Source organism: Paenibacillus polysaccharolyticus (assembly GCF_900102085.1).
Classification (GTDB): domain Bacteria; phylum Bacillota; class Bacilli; order Paenibacillales; family Paenibacillaceae; genus Paenibacillus; species Paenibacillus polysaccharolyticus.
Genome location: NZ_FMVM01000024.1, coordinates 42,352 through 61,902, shown reverse-complemented (window position 1 = coordinate 61,902; position 19,551 = coordinate 42,352). Strand labels below are relative to the sequence as shown.

Here is a 19,551-nt window from a genome sequence, read left to right as displayed (position 1 = left end):
CTTGTCATGAAGCAGGGTACCGCGTACTAGAAACTGCAAACAGTGCGAAAATGCTTATACTTTCTTCGTGATACCGATATCCCGCTCCAGATTCGCGCCTAATAATGAAAGCGGCGTATAGATGGTCATACTTGTATCGGAAGATGCCTGCTCAGCGGCAGGAGCCATGGAGAGTTGAGCAGCGACAAGACAAGTATCCTTGCGTTCAAGAGCAAGCTGCTGCAATGCTTCTTCTAACGCGGTGATGTAGCCTTCCTGGTCACCTCGCATGATCATGTCGAATAGACCAGGGAGCAACACGGATTCAAGCTCAGGCTTGTCCTTTCCTGCCAAGTGTCGATCCATATAGTCACGATATCGAGCCATCGTGGGTTCTACGGTGGCGGGATTGGTAAACGCGAGCAAATACCGCTTCGGATGTTTTACCATCATCGCGAGCAGTGAATCGTCAATACCCGTTACCCTAATCGGTAACGGTTGTATTTGTTCCAGTACGGCAGCGAACAAGGTGCATGTCACAAGAATGGCGTCAGCGTGACAGCGGCTCATCCATTGCAGTGTCTGATTTACTTTTTCCCGAACAAGCGCACTATTGAAATGCTCATCATGCTTGAGCCGATCAAGACCGGGGTCTACATAGTGAACCAGTTCGATATTATAGGAAATCAAGGCTTGTTCAATCAACCTGATATTGGAGTGATGCGCGTGGAAACAGGCAATGGTGCTCATAGGCAATCCCCTTTATGTAGAGTGGCTACAAGACGCACCTGGATCACACAATTAGAGTGAACCATCGGTTAAGAAACTTCGCGCCTGAAATGTCACCTTTTACACGTAGTATAGGGAGTAGCCGGAAAGATGTAAAGCGTTATCTCATGTTCATGGATACGTTCTTTTTCGCCATTTTTTGCTGTAAAATTTCATGGAAGGATAGGCCTTGAGTGTTCTCATTTTCCTTTTTCGGAGCAGCGGTCGCCGTGTTGCGCGGATATTGGTGGTGATACGGGATCATTTGCTGAATAGGCATGCGGATCATCTTGGTTTCCTCCTTACATGCATGATGGACATGCATCGTTAGTGTGTATGTATATTCAACATTCGTTTTGTTGGTGAAAATAAAATGAATTCACCTTGTACGCATATAGGTACATATGACTTGTTACATGAAGAAGCGGAAATTCGATCGTTATTCCGACTCGGATGTAGTGATTTTACCCGGTAATCAGAAGATGTAAACGGTTTTAGGAAAATTCAGGAACAAAGAACCTGATATAAAAGGCGAGGCATGGGAGCGTGGTATCGGTTGTTATGCGAATGGTCCTAATTTTAGGGAAGTCAATGGTGCTTGCCTCTAAGACATATGTCCAAGTGACTAGGTATGGTATATGCTAACTAACTTGGTTCTATGGTCGGGGTATATTAATCGAAAAATGTCAAAAAAGCTGCCAAGACCACTTGGCAGCTACAGGTTTCCTCATTTGATTCTCTCTTTAAATTCTTTTCTGAAGAGGGGTATCCGTTCGTATTACTTCCGTTACCTACGTTCGTTTACCGCAATATATACATCCACCTGTGTATGTTCCGGGTCTAAACTGCGTTCATCATAGTACTCAAAATCACCGGTAAATGTACGGTCTTGCTGATGGCTCCACGCCCACACCGCTCCCCACACTTCGCTGACCACCTCAACCATGGGTCCGGTTCTCGAAGTAAACACTGCATAGGTAGCAGGCGGTAACTGTACCTCGTCGAAACCTTCAGGTAGTCGTTCTTCCTCGCCGATTTCATGTCCGATCAAAATGGTATATTCTCCAGCAATGCCATCCGCGTAATCCGTGTAACAGCCATAGCGTGCAGCCTCAGTAGCCGGAATGTGTTCGGAGGCAAAATAACGGCCCCACAACGTACCGATGCTGCCTTGACCGCTCATCTCAATTGCGTTGGTTGTACGTGCGGACAATCCGGCTAAGCGTTTCCCTGGAAGGGTGACATAGCGAACAGGCTCCTTGGTCAGCAGAGTATCGTTCACCGCAGAAGCAAAGTCAGATGATGGTGCTCCAGCATGAATAGGTGCATGAGCGACAGTCGCTGTCCCGTCCGGACCGTTTCCTACATTTCCTTCATTACGCCAGCGTTTCAGAAAAGGTAGTTGGTTGCGTAGCATCGAGCGGCCTGATTCCTCGTCCATGCCTTCTTCTTTGAGAATAGCGGTGCACATCTCGATCATGCCTTCTAGCGTCATGCCTGGTTGTTCGAACTTGCCATCCTTGTAACAATAAATGCAGTATTCGCGGGTGGTGCTGCCATCCATTTCTGTACCAAATTGATCGGTACTTGTGAGTGGCATTCCACAGCTTTGACATACGGTAACGTTCATTATTCATTCCTCCTCGGTTATATGTACAACTTCAACCTGAACATAGTTGAAGTATACGGGGAGGAACTGGACAGCTGTCTGTCAGGTTTGAGCTGAGGTTTTATAATTTTGCACAATCTGCTCTGCCATCCGGCATACATTGTCCCGAATATGCAGAGGTTCCAGCACCTCCACGTCCGCGCCAAAACCGAGAATAAAGCCATATAGCCAGTTATCCTCAGGGAAAGCGATCTGGCTGATATAATACCCGTTCCCGTCAGGCAATACATTCTCAATCCCAAACCATTCTTCCGCGAGATGACGGGCACGGGCATGGAATTTCAGCGTGAGTCCAATGTGATTGTTCGGACGGCTCCATTCCTGCTGCCACGGTCTGTCCTGAAGATTGATGGATTGACGTTCAAAATGTTGTTCGGCAAGCACAACCTCTTTCATGCGAACCAGCTTGAACATACGGAATTCATTCCGTTCATGGCAAAAGGCGTACAGATACCACGCGTGCCTTTTCAGCACAAGGGTGTGTGGATCGACCGTGCGACAGGTCTCTGCACCTTCGGCGCTGCAATAGGCAAAATGAATGCATTGAAGTTGATCGATTCCCTGATCGATGACCTTTAATTTCTGTTGCAGTGCTTCAGGGTGAGTCCACGTTGAATAATCCACGATGAATCGATGCGTACTGGCCTGAAAATCTTCATTTTTGGCTTCTGGCACGATACTGCTCAGCTTCTCTACCAATAACTCACGCGCAGTATTCGTATGAGTGGTTGAGATGCTGCGCAGTGCCGTAACGATGGAAGCGAGATCCTTGTCGGTTAACAGATTGCGATCCAGCCGGTAACCTTCTGCCAACCCGATGCCACCGCTTGCGCCCTGATAGGTCACCACCGGAATTCCAGCTTGGCCTAATGTGTCGATGTCTCGATAGATTGTACGAATAGACACTTCAAACATGTCTGCCAGGTCTTTGGCCTGTAATCGCCTGCGATTAATGAGCAGTACCACAATGGCTAACAAACGCTCCAGTTTCATAGATATATCTTCCTTTTTTATTAGTGTCTATATAAGTGGAATATTTCTTTTACACTTGAACGGAGAGGACAGAAAAAACCTGGAGAAGCAAAGCGGTCGCCTTTATCACCGGATTTTCCCTATAGAGAAGGGAATCAAAAAAATTCTGGGGATAACAGCGATCGGAGGGTTATTCTGTCATCGGAGTGGACTGTGTAAAACTTGTTCTGCTTATATAACATTGCTTTCAATTGTGTATGTGGGAGTTATCTGTTAGATTCATAGGTATTATATGCTCAGCATCCCATATAGGAGTGAAATAAGCAATGAAGCGAATTACGATTCTGATTGCGGACGATGAAATAGAGATCGCGGATCTGGTTGCTTTACATTTACAAAAAGAAGGCTATCATACCGTCAAGGCTTCTGACGGACAGTCGGCACTACAGGCCGTTCAGACACACGCCATCGATCTGGCGGTTCTGGACATTATGATGCCGGGTATGGACGGGTATGAGGTGACCCGCAAAATTCGGGAGCAGCATCATTTTCCAATCATTTTCCTGAGTGCGAAAACGTCGGACATGGATAAAATTACAGGACTCGTGATGGGGGCCGATGATTATATGACCAAGCCATTTAATCCGATGGAGCTTGTGGCTCGCGTCAACTCTCAGCTACGGCGTGCTTTGCAGTTCAGTCAGTCCACAGCTACGGCGCAGCGTTCTGTTTTGGAAAAAGGCGGACTTGTTATTGTCCCCGACCAACATAGCGTAACGCTTTACGGTAAACCGCTGGAGTTAACACCGAAGGAATTTGACATTTTAGTGTTACTTGCCAGCAATCCCAAACAGGTATTCAGCACAGAAATCATTTTTGAAAAGGTATGGGGCGAGGCTTATTTCGAGAGCGGTAATACCGTCATGGTACATATTCGAACACTGCGCAAGAAACTCGGAGAAGATGTGAATAAGAACAAGTTCATCAAAACCATCTGGGGTGTGGGGTACACGTTCAATGACTAAACGGAGAAGTTTTCGCACAACGATGATTATGATGCTTGGTCTGAGTATGTTGGCTTCTGGCGTCGTAACATTTATCGTGTATAAGCTGTTGCAGATGTACTACGCAGGGGTGAGGCGGGAAGACCCGCTGGCGGAATATCGCAATATCATGAGAAGTATTGGCGATTTATATGTCTTTATGCTGCTCTTCATCCCGCTTGCGATTTTATTTTTCTACTTGTTTACCAGGCGCTATGTCACGTATTTCAAAGAGATTTCCGCGGGCATTAATCACTTGGCTAACGGGGATTTTGATCATCAGGTACAGATTGTGGCCAAAGACGAATTGGGTACGATTGCGGAAAGCGTCAATATGGCGAGCCAGAAGCTGCGAGAAGCGGTGAAACGAGGGGATTTTGCCGAGAACAGCAAAGACCAGCTCATCGTAAACCTTGCGCATGATCTGCGCACACCGCTGACCTCCGTACTGGGATATCTGGATTTGCTGATGAAGGATGAGCAGTTGACAGAGGAACAGGCGCGGCATTTCATCGCGATTGCGTTCACCAAGTCCCAGCGGCTTGAGAAGCTAATTGATGATCTGTTTGAGATTACACGAATGAACTACGGCATGTTACCTGTACGCAAAACGAGGCTGGACCTAAGCGAGCTGTTGAAGCAGATGAATGAGGAACTTTATCCTGTTTTTGAAAAAAACAATCTGGTCACCCGTTTACATATCGATAACGATCTTACCGTATCCGGAGATGGGGAGCTGCTCGCCCGTGTGTTCGAGAATCTGCTAATTAACGCTGCCAGACATGGCAAGGACGGGATGTACGTTGACATCAAAGGATTTCACGATGGAGGTCAAGTTGTCATTCAGGTGACGAACTATGGGGGACATATTCATCCCGATGATCTGCCGCACATCTTCGACATGTATTACACCGGAGATCGGGCACGGACCGTGCAAGAGGGAGGTACGGGGCTTGGACTGTTTATCGCACGTAATATCGTGGAGCAGCATGAAGGTATAATATCGGCTGTAAGTGATGTGGTGCACACGATGTTTGAGGTTCGTCTACCTGTTTTCCAGCAGGTTTCTCATGAAACTTAAGAAAAATTTAAACATTGCCCTGCGTTTTCTTTAAATTGTTTTGTCTATCCTTGAATCATGAGAGGAAGGAGGAACAATCATGAAAAAGTGGGGCTTTCTACTATGCATCATTTTGATTGGATATATCGTAACGCAATCAACGGCAGCTTTACAGCAAAAAGAGGGGGTGCCGATTGTTATTTTGGATACCGATGAGAAGTACAGGGGGTACCATGAAGCTACAACTCAAGATATGAAACAGCAAATACATAAAGGCAATCTTGTTTTGGTCAATTCCAAACATCCGATTCACCCGGAGGGTATTCGCTCCGATGTTGTATATGTAGCTGATGAAGAAGACTTGCTTCAGGGTTATGGCATCATGGATCAGACGTTGATGCTGTCCCGTGAGGTCACAGCAAAATTTCAGAAGATGGTTGAGGCTGCGGGTAAAGAGGGAGTGCGCTATTTCCTGATGAGCAGCGGGTACAGAGATTTTGAGAAGCAGGACGAGCTGTATCGGCAAAAGGGTTCAGACTACGCTTTGCCTGCAGGCTACAGCGAGCACAATCTGGGTTTATCCCTGGATATAGGTTCAAGTCTGGCCGCGATGAGCGAAGCTCCTGAGGGGGCATGGCTGGAGAAGAACGCGTGGAGATACGGTTTTATTTTGCGATATCCGAAAGATAAAGTGAACGTGACCGGTATTCAGTATGAACCCTGGCATTTCAGATATGTTGGCATGCCGCATAGTGCAGTGATGTACAAGAACCATATGGTTTTGGAAGAATATCTGGAGATGTTAAGAGAAAAGAAGGATGTAAGCGTCGACCTGGACGGCGTTACATATGATATCCATTATTATCAGGTGTCTCAGGATGCGAAGATATATCTGCCAGAGAATGATGCCTATGACATCTCCGGTGATAATATGCAAGGAGTTATTGTTACGGTTGATAAATCATCTTGATGATGAGTATCAACCTAAGAGGACGGCCTGACGGAGGAGGAGGGAGAGACAGCATGAGACAGAACAAGCCGGACGAGCAGGTTAGGCAACAGGGTCAAAAAAATCACCCAAAAATCAAACTTTTTGATGACAACCAACGTCATAAGAATCATAGTCCCCATCGCAATGGGATCAACCCCAGTCCGCTTCGAATCGTCTGGATTGCCCTATTCGTGGTCTACCTCTATATGCTAACCAAGCTGATTTTATTTAAAGGAGGGCCCATGGATGTAGGGCTGGTATGGGACAGACTGATGGCATTACTGCGTCAACCAGATCTGATTCATACACGAACTGTAAATCTGACGCTTTTTCAGGAGATCAAACGAGACTGGCATAGTCTCTCCGTTCATCACCGATCAGGAACAGCCATTCATTTGGTGGGTAATATTCTTGCATTTGTACCGTTTGGTGTATGGATTACAGGTCTGGTACGCCATTCTTTTTTCGCCGGGATTCATGTGCTGTTCCTATCCCTTTTACTTAGCCTGGGGTATGAAGTGACACAGTTGCTGACGGGGATGGGCATCTTTGATGTGGATGATCTTATGCTGAATACACTTGGTGGAATGATCGGATATGTGTTGTATATCGTGTTACTGATATTGAACAGGCTATTCACTGGAGGAAGATCGAGAGTAGTGGTGAATAATTAAGCGAATGAGTGATCGTGATAACTGTGGAAGAGAGGCCCATGTTTCGTGGCCTGCCTAAGGAGGGATTACACTGATTATTATCGCTGTGCTGTTGATTAGTGCAGGGTTTATGTTTCTGGTATATCCGCAGAGTACAACAGGTGCCACAGATCAGCAAATCAAGGATCGTCGTTTTCTAGCGAGGTGGATAGGAGCACCTTTGATCGTCATGTCGTGTTTATTTCTGATGATGGGAACCATGCAACTGTTCGATCAATCCTCACATTATATCGGGCATTAAGCAAATCTCCCTATGAACGCACAGCTTGTAGCGATGCGTGAGAGGGAGTTTTTTTATAAAGACACGAAGGTGGCGGGGATTTTTAAAAACCCTGGAAACTCGAAAACCAAAAACCAAAAACCAAAAACCAAAAACCAAAAACCAAAAACCAAAAACCAAAAACCAAAAACCCAAACCCAAACAACCTAACCCTATAGTTATCAATGTTCTGTCTCTCTCGTAGCGCTAACGATCATGACAGAGCTTATTGGGCTGATTTAGCCAGCTTATAACTTCTAACGATCACCAGGAACGTTATTTGGCTGGATTTCAGCTGGAACTAAGATAAATCGAAGGAATATACTTCAATAGCGTTCCTACGGATCGTTAGAATTTCACAAGTCCTATTTGGCGCCCAATAAGGCTCCTCATGATCGTTAGAGTCGTTAGCATTTTGGCTGACGGTGTCATTGACATTGATTTCTTAACTTCAGAAACGTTCCTGCGACGGATACAATTTTGCTTTGTTCGCCAGTGGGGATTTTCACCTTAAAGTTACACTCTAGAGCATTGATTTGAGTAGTTTTTAGCGGAGCATTTTGTGATACTTCTTCAACGTTTAGTTGCGAGACACCAATGAGATGCTCATTTCTTATCTTAAAGAAAAGCCGATTCACCTATTACCTGTTTGTTCACTATACTTGGAGGAGGGCTCGCTTTGATTGTGTTAGCTAAACAGCTTGCCGGAAGAATGAGAGCGCTGATCGCTATCGAAAGTGAGATCGCAGACGCAACACATAGACAAGAAGAGGAACAGGCGATACAAGCGTTGGAAAAGGAGAGATCCACACAGATTCGTAGCTTCACACGTGATGAATTATTGGTTATCAAAACGGTTATGAATATTGGCCGATGCGAAAGAGGTTATCGTTATTATGCCAACTCAGAGAACACAGATTATTATGAGATCATTCACCTGCCCATTGAGTTGAACGAGCATGAGTTGATGCAGAAGTATTCATATTATCTGGTACATAAAACAGAACACGAGCTTGCAGATAGAATTGATTATTATACGGCTGTTTCTGAACAACTGAAGGAAGGTATGGCTATTCTGAAACTCTAGGAGGCAGATCGGATGATTATGAAAATTTCGTATTGCACCCCTGACGGTTTCTATTATTATGTCCCTGACCAGCATGCAGAGCAGATCGAAGCGTGGAGAAATGAATTTTCTGATTTTCTGCAAAGCATTGAAGGTAAACATCCGTTCACTCAATATATGGAATCGATTAATTTCGATGATGAACTGGAATATGGGGTGTTTATTCGCAGTTACGGCGGGGATGATTTTATGGATTGGATCAACGTCGAAAAGTTGAAAAGCAGGGGAATCTATCGTATTCCTGCACCGCTGGATGATTCAGAGGTGGGAATCAGGATTGATTTTTGAGTAGATTGGGGTCCCAACTCAATAAATCAAAAATCAAAAGCCCCGCTTCATCGTGCAGCCTGCACGATGAAGCGGGGCTTTGCTATTTCATTTTATCCCATGAAAGATTAAGGGGATTACGCTTTTTTCATCATTTGACGCAGTACCGTTTGCAGGATACCACCGTTGTGATAGTAATCCACATCAACCATACTGTCCAGACGAGCGATAACAGGGAAGTCGAACTGTGTACCGTCTTCACGAGTTACGGTTACTTTCAATTCTTGACCTGGTTTCACATCGTTGCTCAGACCTGTGATGTCAAACGTCTCACGTCCGTTCAGGCCGAGGCTGGACCAGCCGTGACCTTCCTGGAATTGCAATGGCATAACGCCCATACCTACCAAGTTACTGCGGTGGATACGCTCGAAACTTTCCGCGATAACGGCTTTGACGCCGAGCAAGAACGTTCCTTTGGCTGCCCAGTCACGGGAGCTTCCTGTACCATATTCTTTACCTGCGATAACGATCAGGTTCTGTCCTTCATCCTGATACTTCATGGAAGCATCGTAGATGGACATCTCTTCGTCTGTTGGCAAGTATTTCGTAATACCGCCTTCAGTTCCTGGAGCTACCTGGTTACGAATACGGATGTTGGCGAATGTACCACGCATCATGACTTCATGGTTACCACGGCGTGAACCGTAGGAGTTGAAGTCTTTGCGCTCTACGCCATGCTCTTTCAGATACAATCCAGCTGGACTGGACGGAGCAATGTTACCTGCTGGTGAAATATGGTCCGTTGTTACGGAGTCACCCAGCAATGCCATTACACGTGCAGCGCGGATATCGGAGATATCGTTCAGCTTGTCACCAAGCTCTTGGAAGAATGGCGGGTTCTGGATATAAGTGGAGTTCGGGTCCCACTCGTACAGTTCGCCTTCCGGTACAGCAATTTGGTTCCAACGCTCATTGGCAGTAAATACGTTCTCGTACTTGTTGCGGAACATCTGTGCATTCAGGGAGCTTGCAATCGCATCCTTGATCTCTTCGGAGCTAGGCCAGATGTCTTTCAGGAATACAGGTTGATTATTTTGGTCGTGACCGATTGGATCGGTTTCGAAGTCAATATCAACTGTACCTGCCAGTGCGTAAGCAACAACCAGCGGTGGAGAAGCCAGATAGTTGGCTTTTACTTGTGCGTGTACACGGCCTTCGAAGTTACGGTTACCGGACAATACAGCCGCTACAGTCATATCGTTGGCAGCAATCGCTTCACTCACTTCATCCGGCAGTGGACCGGAGTTACCGATACATGTTGCACAGCCGTAACCGGCTACGTTGAATCCGAGTTGGTCGAGATAAGGGATCAGACCTGCTTTTTCCAGATACTCGGTAACGACGAGGGAACCTGGAGTCAAGCTGCTTTTCACATATCCTGGTTTAGTGAGACCAAGTTCAACCGCTTTTTTCGCGAGCAAACCAGCACCGACCATAACGCTAGGGTTGGATGTATTCGTACAGCTTGTGATCGCCGCGATGACTACAGCTCCAGCTTTCATCTCAGTAGTGGAACCGTCAGGGTGCTTCACAGGCACTTTTTGTTCAATCTTCTCATCGCTCAGTCCATATCCGCCTTTGTCGACAGGAGTACGGATGATGCTGTTGAAGCTTTCTTTCATTTGAGTCAGCTCGATACGGTCTTGTGGACGTTTTGGTCCTGCAAGACTTGGTACAACGGAGCCGAGATCCAGTTCAATTACATCCGTGAATTCTGGATCAACGGTGCTGGAAGTACGGAACATGCCTTGAGCTTTGTAATAAGCTTCAACCAGTTCTACTTGCTCGTCGGAACGTCCAGTGCTGCGCAGGTAGTTCAACGTTTCGCTGTCTACCGGGAAGAAACCGATCGTTGCGCCGTATTCCGGTGCCATGTTGGCAACTGTTGCACGGTCAGCAAGACCGATGTTGGCAAGGCCTGGTCCGTAGAACTCAACGAATTTGCCGACAACGCCTTTTTTACGAAGCATTTGAGTAACGGTGAGCGCGAGGTCAGTTGCTGTTGCGCCTTCGCTCAGGCTACCTGTCAATTTGAAACCGATAACGTCTGGTGTTACAAAATAAAGCGGTTGGCCAAGCATACCTGCTTCGGCCTCGATACCACCTACACCCCAGCCGACAACGCCGAGACCGTTGATCATAGTGGTGTGGGAGTCTGTACCCACGAGGGAATCCGGGAATACAACCGTTTCGCCATCAACTGTTTTGGTTGCAGCCACGGAAGCAAGATACTCCAGGTTAACCTGGTGAACGATCCCTGTGGATGGCGGAACAGCACGGAAGTTATTGAATGCCGTTTGTGCCCAACGAAGGAAGCGGTAACGTTCTTCGTTACGCTCGAATTCAACTTTGATGTTGTAATCGAGTGCATCACTGGTTCCGAAAGCATCAACCATAACGGAGTGGTCAATAACGAGATCAACGGGAACGAGCGGGTTGATCTGTTTTGGATCTCCGCCTGCTTTTTTTACAGTGTCACGCATTGCTGCAAGGTCAACAACAACCGGTACACCCGTGAAATCCTGCAATACGATCCGCGCAGGGATAAACGGAATTTCCTTATTATTATCACGGCCTTCAGCCCAGCCAGTCAGTTGTTTAACGTGTTCTTCGGTGATAGCACGTCCGTCGTATTGACGAATCGCTGCTTCAAGCAGAACTTTAATCGAGAAGGGAAGCTTGGAAAGGTCGCCGTGGCCGCCTTCCTGAAGAGCGTCAAGACTGTAGTAGCGGTAAGACTTGCCTCCAACCTCAAGCGTACGAGCGGCGGAGAAATGGTTCTTGGCTGACATACATGTACCTCCTTAAAATGTGTCGGTGAGATGAAGAAAACGTTCATTTCTAAATGAAGAACAGGCCTTCACCGTTCCGTGTTCTTGTTCAGTGGTTTCATCAGATGAAACATAATTTCAAAATCATAACTTTGTTCTAAGTATACCGTTTTCACATCCGTACGTAAAGGGCTTTTTGCCTGTTTAAGCAAGCGTTTGAAAGGATGAAGGCGTTTTCTACATTCTGGTATGAGCGTGGATGATTTTGATCTTTTCAGGTCACAGATTTAGCTGCGTTATTTGAGCTGTGCACATACAACCGAGGTTCCTTTCATATGAATAATAGGAGTTTACTGTATCGATTGAGCAGTAAGGAGAGTATTCATAGGATTAGCGAATTGCATTTATCCAAACTTAGATGTAAAACATTGAATTTATTTAATTTGAACTGCTTCAATTACACAGTAACGGAGAGGACAGAAAAAACCTGGAAAAGCGAAGCGGTCGCCTTTATCACCGGATTTTTACCTTGAAAAAGGGAATCTAAAAAATCTGGGGATAACAGCGATTGTAAGGTTATTCTGTCATCGGAGTGCTCCGTGTAAACATGCTTTAGTTCAATTTATATAAATGAAGTGCATCCACAGGTGATCCAGACTGAACTCATGCCAAAGGGGGACACAAGCTTGGAACGCGAATGGAAGAGTGCCTTATATACGTACGTCAACCAGTACAATCGCTGTGAGATCGATTACCGTCCACAGACGAGTGAACGGATCGTAACCGATCCCGAATTTGTGGTGGAACGGGGAGAACGCATGGCAAGGCTGGATGAATGGTATCGCAAACGGCGCGCCGTACCTCTTCGCAGCGAGACCAGCGCCAAGCTTGTGCGTACACTCATTGATGGATCTGAAGAAGCGGTGGTGGAAGTGCAACTGTACAGCAGGTTGTTCTATGAGAAGAGTGGCATCACTCACCGGGAAGATCGGATCGAACGGGAGCGATTAACCTTTTTGCGCGAAAATGGCCATTGGAGTATAGCGCGTGTGGAACGAGAAGTGCCGGAGCGCCGTCCAGCGGGGGAAGGACGGCCGTATCAACAAGCTGATTTTGTACAGGCGGTGAATCGACCGCTTCTGAATCGGGAAGTATTGGGTCAAGGCAGAAGTGCCAAAAGGCATATATATCGTCGGGATCTGGCTGTGGCCTACGCAGATCGATGGTGGAATGCGGGTAATCCGGCGTATGAAGAATTCGATGTGGACTGCACGAATTATGTGTCCCAGTGTCTCTTTGCAGGGGAAGCACCCATCCACTATACTGGTAGAAGAGAAGCGGGCTGGTGGTATAAAGGGTATGTGAACGGCGCGGAAATGTGGAGTTATAGCTGGGCTGTGTCCAACAGTCTGGCAAGATATCTATCGGGTAGCAGCTGGGGGCTGACGGCCACCGAGGTGGATCGTCCTGAGCAGCTTATGCTCGGAGATGTCATTTTCTATGATTGGGACGGCGATGGAAGGTTCCAGCACAGCACGGTTGTTACCGCTTTTGACGCGGGGGGAATGCCGCTGGTGAACGCACATACGGTGAGCAGTCGCCATCGTTACTGGGATTACCGGGATTCCTATGCCTGGACGGAGCGGACGGTATATCGACTTTTTCATATCGCGGACGAATTTTAACAGGGAAAGATTTGCGAGATTCGGTGACGCAGACAGCCCGTTCCGTGTAAAATAAGAACAGAGACCGGAAGCAGCAGGACAATAGCCTGTAACGGCTGCGCAGATAGCATCACGTACAGATATAATCGGAGGTTACGCATGAGTATGGATAAATTAAAAGTAGGCGTCGTATATGGCGGAAAATCAGGTGAGCACGAGGTATCGCTGCAAACGGCGTTTGCTGTAACAAATGCATTTGATTACGAGAAGTATGAACTGGTTCCTTTTTATATCTCCAAGCAGGGGACATGGAAAAAAGGAGCCGTGATGAATGAACCTTTTGCACGTATTGAAGATCTTAAACTGGAAAACTTTGCGGGCGGCACACAGGACGCACTGAACGCATTATTCGCACGATTGTACGGTGGAGCGGAGGCACTGGACATTATGTTCCCGTTGCTTCACGGCACGTTTGGTGAAGATGGCACGATCCAGGGTATGTTCGAGATGGCGGATATGCCGTATGTTGGCGCAGGGGTGCTAGCTTCGGCAGGCGGCATGGACAAAGTAGTTATGAAAAAACTGTTCGCTCAAGCCGGGATTGACCAGTGTGCCTTCACGTATTTTAACGCGACACAATGGAAACAGACGGAACACGAAATGATCGTACAGGTCGAAGACCAGCTGGGTTACCCGTGTTTCATCAAACCGGCTAACCTTGGCTCTAGTGTAGGCATTTCCAAAGCGCGTAACCGCGATGAACTGAAAACAGCGATTGAGTTTGCACTCCGGTATGATACCAAAGTAGTCATTGAGGAATTTGTGGAAGCACGTGAGGTTGAAGTTAGTGTGCTCGGAAATGATGAACCGATGGCTTCGGTTCCAGGCGAGATTGTATCCTCTGGTGAGTATTACGATTATGCAGCCAAATACATCGATGGCCAGTCCCAGATGCTGATTCCTGCACCGCTCGACCCTGAGGCAGCAGATCGCATTCGTGAAGCGGCTTTGCAGGCGTTCCGTGCCATTGAGGGTAACGGTATCTCTCGCGCAGATTTCTTCATTCGCAAGTCGGATGGAGCGCTGCTGATTAACGAAGTGAACACGATGCCTGGCTTCACCCCGTACAGCATGTACCCGCTCTTGTGGCGCGAGACAGGTGTGTCATATGCTGAATTGCTGGATCGCATGATCGAACTGGGACTGGAGCGGTATAACCGCAAACAGGCACTGAATTACGAAAACGGCGTTCAGGCATAGCCTGGACGATCCGCTATCCAAGCTAGATTTCCACTATCAGGAGATTGGGAGGAATGTGCATGGGATTTCAGACAGAGTTTAATTCCGTATGTAAATTCAAGAGCGAACAAGAGTTATTTGAACTGCTGGAATACGGCCGCGGCAAAATGGTCAAACAAGGCTTTCGGGTATTTCCTACCGGGCAGAAGGTCATTGCTTACACTCCGGACAATGTAGCGGTGGCTATTGTGAAAATTGTGGCTTCCATTGCGGAAATCAATTTTCAGAACCAAGAAGTAACGGAAGTAGAGATGCAGCTTATTCGCAAGCTGACCGAGGAAGAATCACGCATCCAGACGGCGCTTGCCGATGAGATGTTCTTTGGGGAACAGGCTGAGGGTTAGAGTCTACCGTTGGGTACAATCATAGAGCCTTATAGGGTTTATCTCCTGTAAGAGAGCGATCGGCCGGATTTGCAATCACGGGATTACGCTCCCCTGTTTAGGGTAAAACTTGGTTATATACCATGTCGGCTTAGCTTCGCGGCTGTCTTCAGTCGTGCAAGTCTGTCCGTCCTAAACAGAGAGGAAGAAATTCATGCTTGTACGTTTCGGTTACGTGGCGATGTCGGTGCTGGTGGAGAATGCTTCGCCTTCCAAGACGATGACAATGGCTAGTTTTAATAAAATCGGCGACAGGGAAGCGGCGATTCGCAAGCTGGAACGCATTGCAGCCGAGAACCTGCACAATACCTTACGTTTGCTCCGGCACAATAAAGGAAGTCATATTCATGTATATCGCTTTTCTTCGAAATTAATTCCACTGGCTACCCATGAAGATTTGAGTGACTGGGACCCGTTTCCGGCACTGAAACCGGATTTCGAAGCCATTGGCGACTTCGTGAAGGAAAATCAGATGCGCGTATCCTTTCATCCAGATCATTTTACCGTACTAAGCACCCCTCGCGAAGAGGTGTTGCGTAACTCGATGAAGGATCTTCGTCATCATGTCCGAATGCTGGATGCCATGGGCCTCAATGCGACAGCGAAGAATAATATTCATATTGGTGGTGCATACGGGGACAAGCCTTCAGCTGCACGGCGTTTTGAAGAAAATTTCCTGAAGCTGGATCGGGATATTCAGGAGCGACTGACGCTTGAAAATGATGATAAAACGTTCAATTCACCTGAGACACTCGCGGTATGTCAGAACATTGGGTTACCGATGGTGCTGGATATTCATCACCAGTGGGTGAATAACGAAGGCGAGCAGCCATGGGAGCTGTGGCCGGATATTTTAAAGACCTGGCAATCACCGCTTGCCCAGGCCGATGCACCTCCAAACCAGCCATTAGTCCCCAAAATCCATGTATCCAGCCCGAAGAGCGAAAAGGACCCTCGTGGTCATGCGGATGGAGTGGAAGTTGAGCCCATACTTGATTTTCTGCGCCATATTGCAGCGGATACACCGGCCCTTGATGTCATGATTGAGGCGAAGCGCAAGGATGAAGCCCTGGTGCAGCTGATGCAGAAACTGGCCTTTTATCAGGATGAAGGTGTTGAATGGGTGGACGAGTCCACGGTACGAATTCATCCGTGAAGCCAAAAGGGGCTTGGACAGCAAGAAACTTTACGAATGCTCAGACGTATACTTCTAACAAGTATTTTTAACTTTTTCGTAGATTGATATAGAAAGTAGAGTGAACGCTTTGAGTGAAAAGGAAAAGGTACCTTATGTCGTGACAAGCAAAAGCTATACTGCCGTTGCCATTAATGCTGCGTCCAAAGCGGGCGAGTGGATCAAGAGCCGTCTGGGTACGGTAAGTGAACTCGGAACGAAGTATTCTCCTCAAGATCTGGTGACCGAAGTGGATAAAGGGGCAGAGCAGATGATTCGGCGCCTGATTCTGACCCATTTTCCAGACCACGCCATTCTGGGGGAAGAGGGAGTTGAACCGGGGCCGGAAGCTTCAGCAAGAGCGCTGAAAGAGGCAGCAGAGGAAGAGTACCTCTGGATTGTTGATCCGGTGGATGGAACGACGAACTTTGTGCACGGATTCCCATTCTATTCAGTTTCCATTGCGCTTGCACATAAGGGCGAAGTAATTGTGGGTGTCATCTACGATCCTTCCCGTGACGAATTATTTGTTGCGGAAAAGGGAAAAGGAGCCTATGTGCACGGAAACCGGATGACAGTATCGGGTGAGGAAACACTAACGCAGAGCCTCGTGGCGGTAGGCTTCCCGGCGGATACAACGTTTGCGTTGCCACTGAATATGGCCGCTGTTCAGGCCCTTGCTCCGCAGGTGCGCAATCTGCGTGCAGGTGGTTCTGCTGCCATTCATCTGGCTTATGTTGCTGCTGGGCGCCTGAGTGCTTATACGGAAGTGGGGCTCAAGCCGTGGGACATTGCCGCAGGTGCGCTACTCGTTGCGGAATCCGGTGGTAAGGTGACGGATACGATCGGAACACCATATACGCTTGCTGTGAACCACATCGTTGCCAGCAATGGCAAGATTCATGAGGCGTTGACGGATGTACTTAAAGAAGCTAAGGCTACCGGACTGGAGTAATCTGAAGGCAGCTTTGGTTTGGTATAAGTTACTTATATAATTTGAACTATTCTTTTACACGTTAACGAAGGGGACAGAAAAAACCTGGAAAAGCGAAGCGTTCGCCTAAAAGCTTTCTGCAAGAAAGTTGCATCGGAAGCATACGCTTATCACCGGATTATCCCCTTTGGAAAAGGGAATTCAAAAAATCTGGGGATATAACAGCTACCCTCAAGGTTATTCTGTCATCGGAGTGGACTGTGTAAAATCTTTAGTTTAACTTATATACTATTATATCAAAGGAGCGAATAACGATGGATGAATCCAAAGAACTGGAACGACGGCTTAGCGACATGCTGACGGAAGGAGATATGGAAGCGTCCGGTGATGCTGAAGAGCAAGAACGTCAGCTCATTCCTCCGAAGTACGAGGTGCGTATTCAGACAGAACGAGATCCGATTGTGGAGGAAACGTTAAAGTTTCGTACGATGGCTCGTGAACTGGATGATCGATATGACCGGTATTTGGATCGTGCTGCCGGACTGAAATCGAAGGCGGACGGCGGACTGAAGTCAGGTCAGCGTGCAGATCGAGAGCAAGTTAGAAATTCAGTATCGGATAGCGAAGCGTAACATACAGGAAACATATGATCATTAATGGACATACCATCATAAGGATATACATTCTCAATAGGATTGCTCTCATACGATAGAGACGGATTCTAACAATAATAGACTTCCCGGCATAGGGAAGTCTATTATTTTGCGCGCACATTTAGGCAAGAGGACAAAGCTATATTTGAAGTGATAGAATAGAGGTACACAAGCATATGTCATCGGAATGAATGGTGTACTATATAATCGTGTAAATGCTGGATTTAACTAAAGGAGTGTTCACAAGAATGAAGCGTAAACGTATTTGGAAAAACACCGCCGCAGGGCTGAGTGCCAGCATGCTGGCAGGTATGCTGCTACTTACGCCGTCCACATTACCGGCACATGCTGCCGATGCCAAAACGGGCGTATTACCTGTGGCTTCAAATGAAGCATCGCTTACGGCAACCAAGAAAGATGCTACTGCGGTAACCAAAGAGTTCCGGATCGTCACATTGGGTGATTCTATTACCGTAGGATATGAGCCAAAAATGACTACGTTGCCTTACGGTTACGTTGAGCGTTTGCAAGAACAAGGCTTGCTCCATGGGCGCACACAAGTAGATAACTTCGGCATCGCTGGACTTAAAACGAGCGGTTTGAAGAACTTCACCGATGCGATTAAGGAAGGCAAGACGCTGACTTCTGAAGCCATTCAACCGAGTCTGCCTGATCCAAGAGCAGGACAGATCGGAGCTAATACGGCTGCGATCCGTGAAAGCATTGCACAGGCTAATCTCGTTGCGATGACGATTGGCGGCAATGATGTTTCGGAGCTCCTTGGTACAGCGACTATGATGAGCGACCAAGAGCTGCAAGAGAAAGTGAAAGAGCTGCTATCAACGTATACAACCAATGTTACTACTATTATTAATGATATTCATGAGATTAATCCATCTGCCCGGATTGTTATTGCTGACCAGTATCAGCCGATGCCGGAAGTAGCCGGCAAAGAGCTGTATACCAAGCTGATGCAGGCTTCCCAGGGATTCACACAAACGATTGATGGCATTGCTGCTCAGTTCACAGCTAAGGGTGCTGATGTGAAAGTAGCTCATGTAGCCAAAGATTTTGTGGGCGGTGAAGGCACGATGACACATATGATCAAAAATCGTGATTTCCACCCGAATCAGCTTGGATATGCTGCTATTGCTGAAGAGTTTGCGAAAACAATCTGGGGCGACTACACGAAACTGACCGCGCCAGATGCAGGCCAGCCGATGAACATCATCGTGAGTGGCAAGATGTTGAACACACCATATAAACCGGTTATTCGTAACGGCAAAAACTTCGTCGCGATCCAGGATATCGTAAATGCGGTGGGTGCCAAAACCGTTTGGGATAACAAAACGTCAACGGCAACCATTACCTACGGTGACCGCACAGTAGCTGTGAAGATCGGAGCGAATGCCGTGAAAGTGAACGGCGCATCCGTTGCAGTGGACACTCCGGCCTTCCTGAACAAAGTAGGCAAAGAAGCCAAAACGTATGTACCTGTGGCTATGGTAGCCGAAGGTCTGGGCTTTGATGTGCAGTATATCGCGAAGCTCAAAACGGTATTTGTAAATCCATAAAGTTTTTAATAGGGTTAAAAGTGATAAGGTGAACTCGTAAGGAGTGACCTTTATTCCAAAGATATCATTAGTGGCGAGGAGGGACTTGTTCCTGACTCGCCATTTTTTTGTTTTTGTGCTATACCTAACATTGCTCTCCTGAGTAACGCAACTCTCCTAGCATTATAATTCACTCACACGCTAACCAACGTT

General features: G+C 47.1%; 18 protein-coding genes. 13 read left to right on the top strand and 5 right to left on the bottom strand.

Features of this window, described 5'->3' with window-relative positions:
* Window positions 1–54: 54 nt before the first annotated feature.
* From BLQ13_RS25765 to BLQ13_RS25755, 4 genes are all read right to left on the bottom strand, one after another.
* On the bottom strand, window positions 55–729 hold the full coding sequence (locus BLQ13_RS25765; RefSeq protein WP_090924568.1) for an aspartate/glutamate racemase family protein: 675 nt from the start codon (window positions 727–729) through the stop codon (window positions 55–57).
* A gap of 139 nt (window positions 730–868) precedes the next feature.
* Window positions 869–1,036, bottom strand: coding sequence for a hypothetical protein (locus BLQ13_RS28620; protein WP_161557043.1), 168 nt, complete (start codon window positions 1,034–1,036; stop codon window positions 869–871).
* 498 nt (window positions 1,037–1,534) lie between these two features.
* The gene (locus BLQ13_RS25760) at window positions 1,535–2,377 is read right to left on the bottom strand and encodes a zinc ribbon domain-containing protein (protein ID WP_090924567.1); all 843 of its coding nucleotides are present in this window, start codon (window positions 2,375–2,377) and stop codon (window positions 1,535–1,537) included.
* Window positions 2,378–2,458: 81 nt separating this feature from the next.
* Window positions 2,459–3,409 (bottom strand): helix-turn-helix transcriptional regulator, encoded by a 951-nt coding sequence (locus tag BLQ13_RS25755; RefSeq protein ID WP_090924566.1) that lies wholly within the window; start codon window positions 3,407–3,409, stop codon window positions 2,459–2,461.
* A gap of 305 nt (window positions 3,410–3,714) precedes the next feature.
* On the opposite strand from BLQ13_RS25755, the gene BLQ13_RS25750 reads away from it, so the two are divergent.
* From BLQ13_RS25750 to BLQ13_RS25715, 6 genes are all read left to right on the top strand, one after another.
* Window positions 3,715–4,413, top strand: coding sequence for a response regulator transcription factor (locus BLQ13_RS25750; protein ID WP_090924565.1), 699 nt, complete (start codon window positions 3,715–3,717; stop codon window positions 4,411–4,413).
* Window positions 4,406–5,512, top strand: coding sequence for a HAMP domain-containing sensor histidine kinase (locus BLQ13_RS25745; protein ID WP_090924564.1), 1,107 nt, complete (start codon window positions 4,406–4,408; stop codon window positions 5,510–5,512). The genes BLQ13_RS25750 and BLQ13_RS25745 overlap by 8 nt, the downstream gene beginning before the upstream one ends.
* Before the next feature lie 79 nt (window positions 5,513–5,591).
* Window positions 5,592–6,461 (top strand): M15 family metallopeptidase, encoded by an 870-nt coding sequence (locus BLQ13_RS25740; RefSeq protein WP_090924563.1) that lies wholly within the window; start codon window positions 5,592–5,594, stop codon window positions 6,459–6,461.
* 53 nt (window positions 6,462–6,514) lie between these two features.
* Entirely contained in the window at window positions 6,515–7,156 is a 642-nt protein-coding gene (locus BLQ13_RS25735; protein WP_090924562.1) for a VanZ family protein, read from the top strand.
* A 977-nt stretch (window positions 7,157–8,133) separates the two neighbouring features.
* Window positions 8,134–8,541 (top strand): hypothetical protein, encoded by a 408-nt coding sequence (locus BLQ13_RS25720; protein WP_090924560.1) that lies wholly within the window; start codon window positions 8,134–8,136, stop codon window positions 8,539–8,541.
* 12 nt (window positions 8,542–8,553) lie between these two features.
* Window positions 8,554–8,868, top strand: coding sequence for a hypothetical protein (locus tag BLQ13_RS25715; protein WP_090924559.1), 315 nt, complete (start codon window positions 8,554–8,556; stop codon window positions 8,866–8,868).
* Window positions 8,869–8,984: 116 nt separating this feature from the next.
* Here the strand turns inward: BLQ13_RS25715 and acnA are convergent, their stop codons facing one another.
* Window positions 8,985–11,699, bottom strand: coding sequence for an aconitate hydratase AcnA (gene acnA, locus BLQ13_RS25710; RefSeq protein WP_090924558.1), 2,715 nt, complete (start codon window positions 11,697–11,699; stop codon window positions 8,985–8,987).
* A 665-nt stretch (window positions 11,700–12,364) separates the two neighbouring features.
* On the opposite strand from acnA, the gene BLQ13_RS25705 reads away from it, so the two are divergent.
* The 7 genes from BLQ13_RS25705 to BLQ13_RS25675 all read left to right on the top strand — a co-directional run bounded on the left by BLQ13_RS25705 (window position 12,365) and on the right by BLQ13_RS25675 (window position 19,359).
* Window positions 12,365–13,363 (top strand): amidase domain-containing protein, encoded by a 999-nt coding sequence (locus tag BLQ13_RS25705; RefSeq protein ID WP_420848969.1) that lies wholly within the window; start codon window positions 12,365–12,367, stop codon window positions 13,361–13,363.
* A gap of 138 nt (window positions 13,364–13,501) precedes the next feature.
* Complete coding sequence (locus BLQ13_RS25700; protein ID WP_090924556.1) at window positions 13,502–14,602, top strand: D-alanine--D-alanine ligase; 1,101 nt, start codon at window positions 13,502–13,504, stop codon at window positions 14,600–14,602.
* Between the two features lie 59 nt (window positions 14,603–14,661).
* On the top strand, window positions 14,662–14,985 hold the full coding sequence (locus BLQ13_RS25695) for a hypothetical protein (RefSeq protein ID WP_090924555.1): 324 nt from the start codon (window positions 14,662–14,664) through the stop codon (window positions 14,983–14,985).
* 193 nt (window positions 14,986–15,178) lie between these two features.
* Window positions 15,179–16,180 carry a UV DNA damage repair endonuclease UvsE gene (gene uvsE / locus BLQ13_RS25690; protein WP_090924554.1) on the top strand — a complete coding sequence of 334 codons (1,002 nt, stop codon included), beginning with the start codon at window positions 15,179–15,181 and terminating at the stop codon, window positions 16,178–16,180.
* Window positions 16,181–16,289: 109 nt separating this feature from the next.
* Window positions 16,290–17,153, top strand: coding sequence for an inositol monophosphatase family protein (locus BLQ13_RS25685; protein WP_244159478.1), 864 nt, complete (start codon window positions 16,290–16,292; stop codon window positions 17,151–17,153).
* 293 nt (window positions 17,154–17,446) lie between these two features.
* Window positions 17,447–17,764, top strand: coding sequence for a hypothetical protein (locus BLQ13_RS25680; protein ID WP_244159477.1), 318 nt, complete (start codon window positions 17,447–17,449; stop codon window positions 17,762–17,764).
* 269 nt (window positions 17,765–18,033) lie between these two features.
* The gene (locus BLQ13_RS25675; RefSeq protein ID WP_090924552.1) at window positions 18,034–19,359 is read left to right on the top strand and encodes an SGNH/GDSL hydrolase family protein; all 1,326 of its coding nucleotides are present in this window, start codon (window positions 18,034–18,036) and stop codon (window positions 19,357–19,359) included.
* Window positions 19,360–19,551 lie beyond the last annotated feature (192 nt).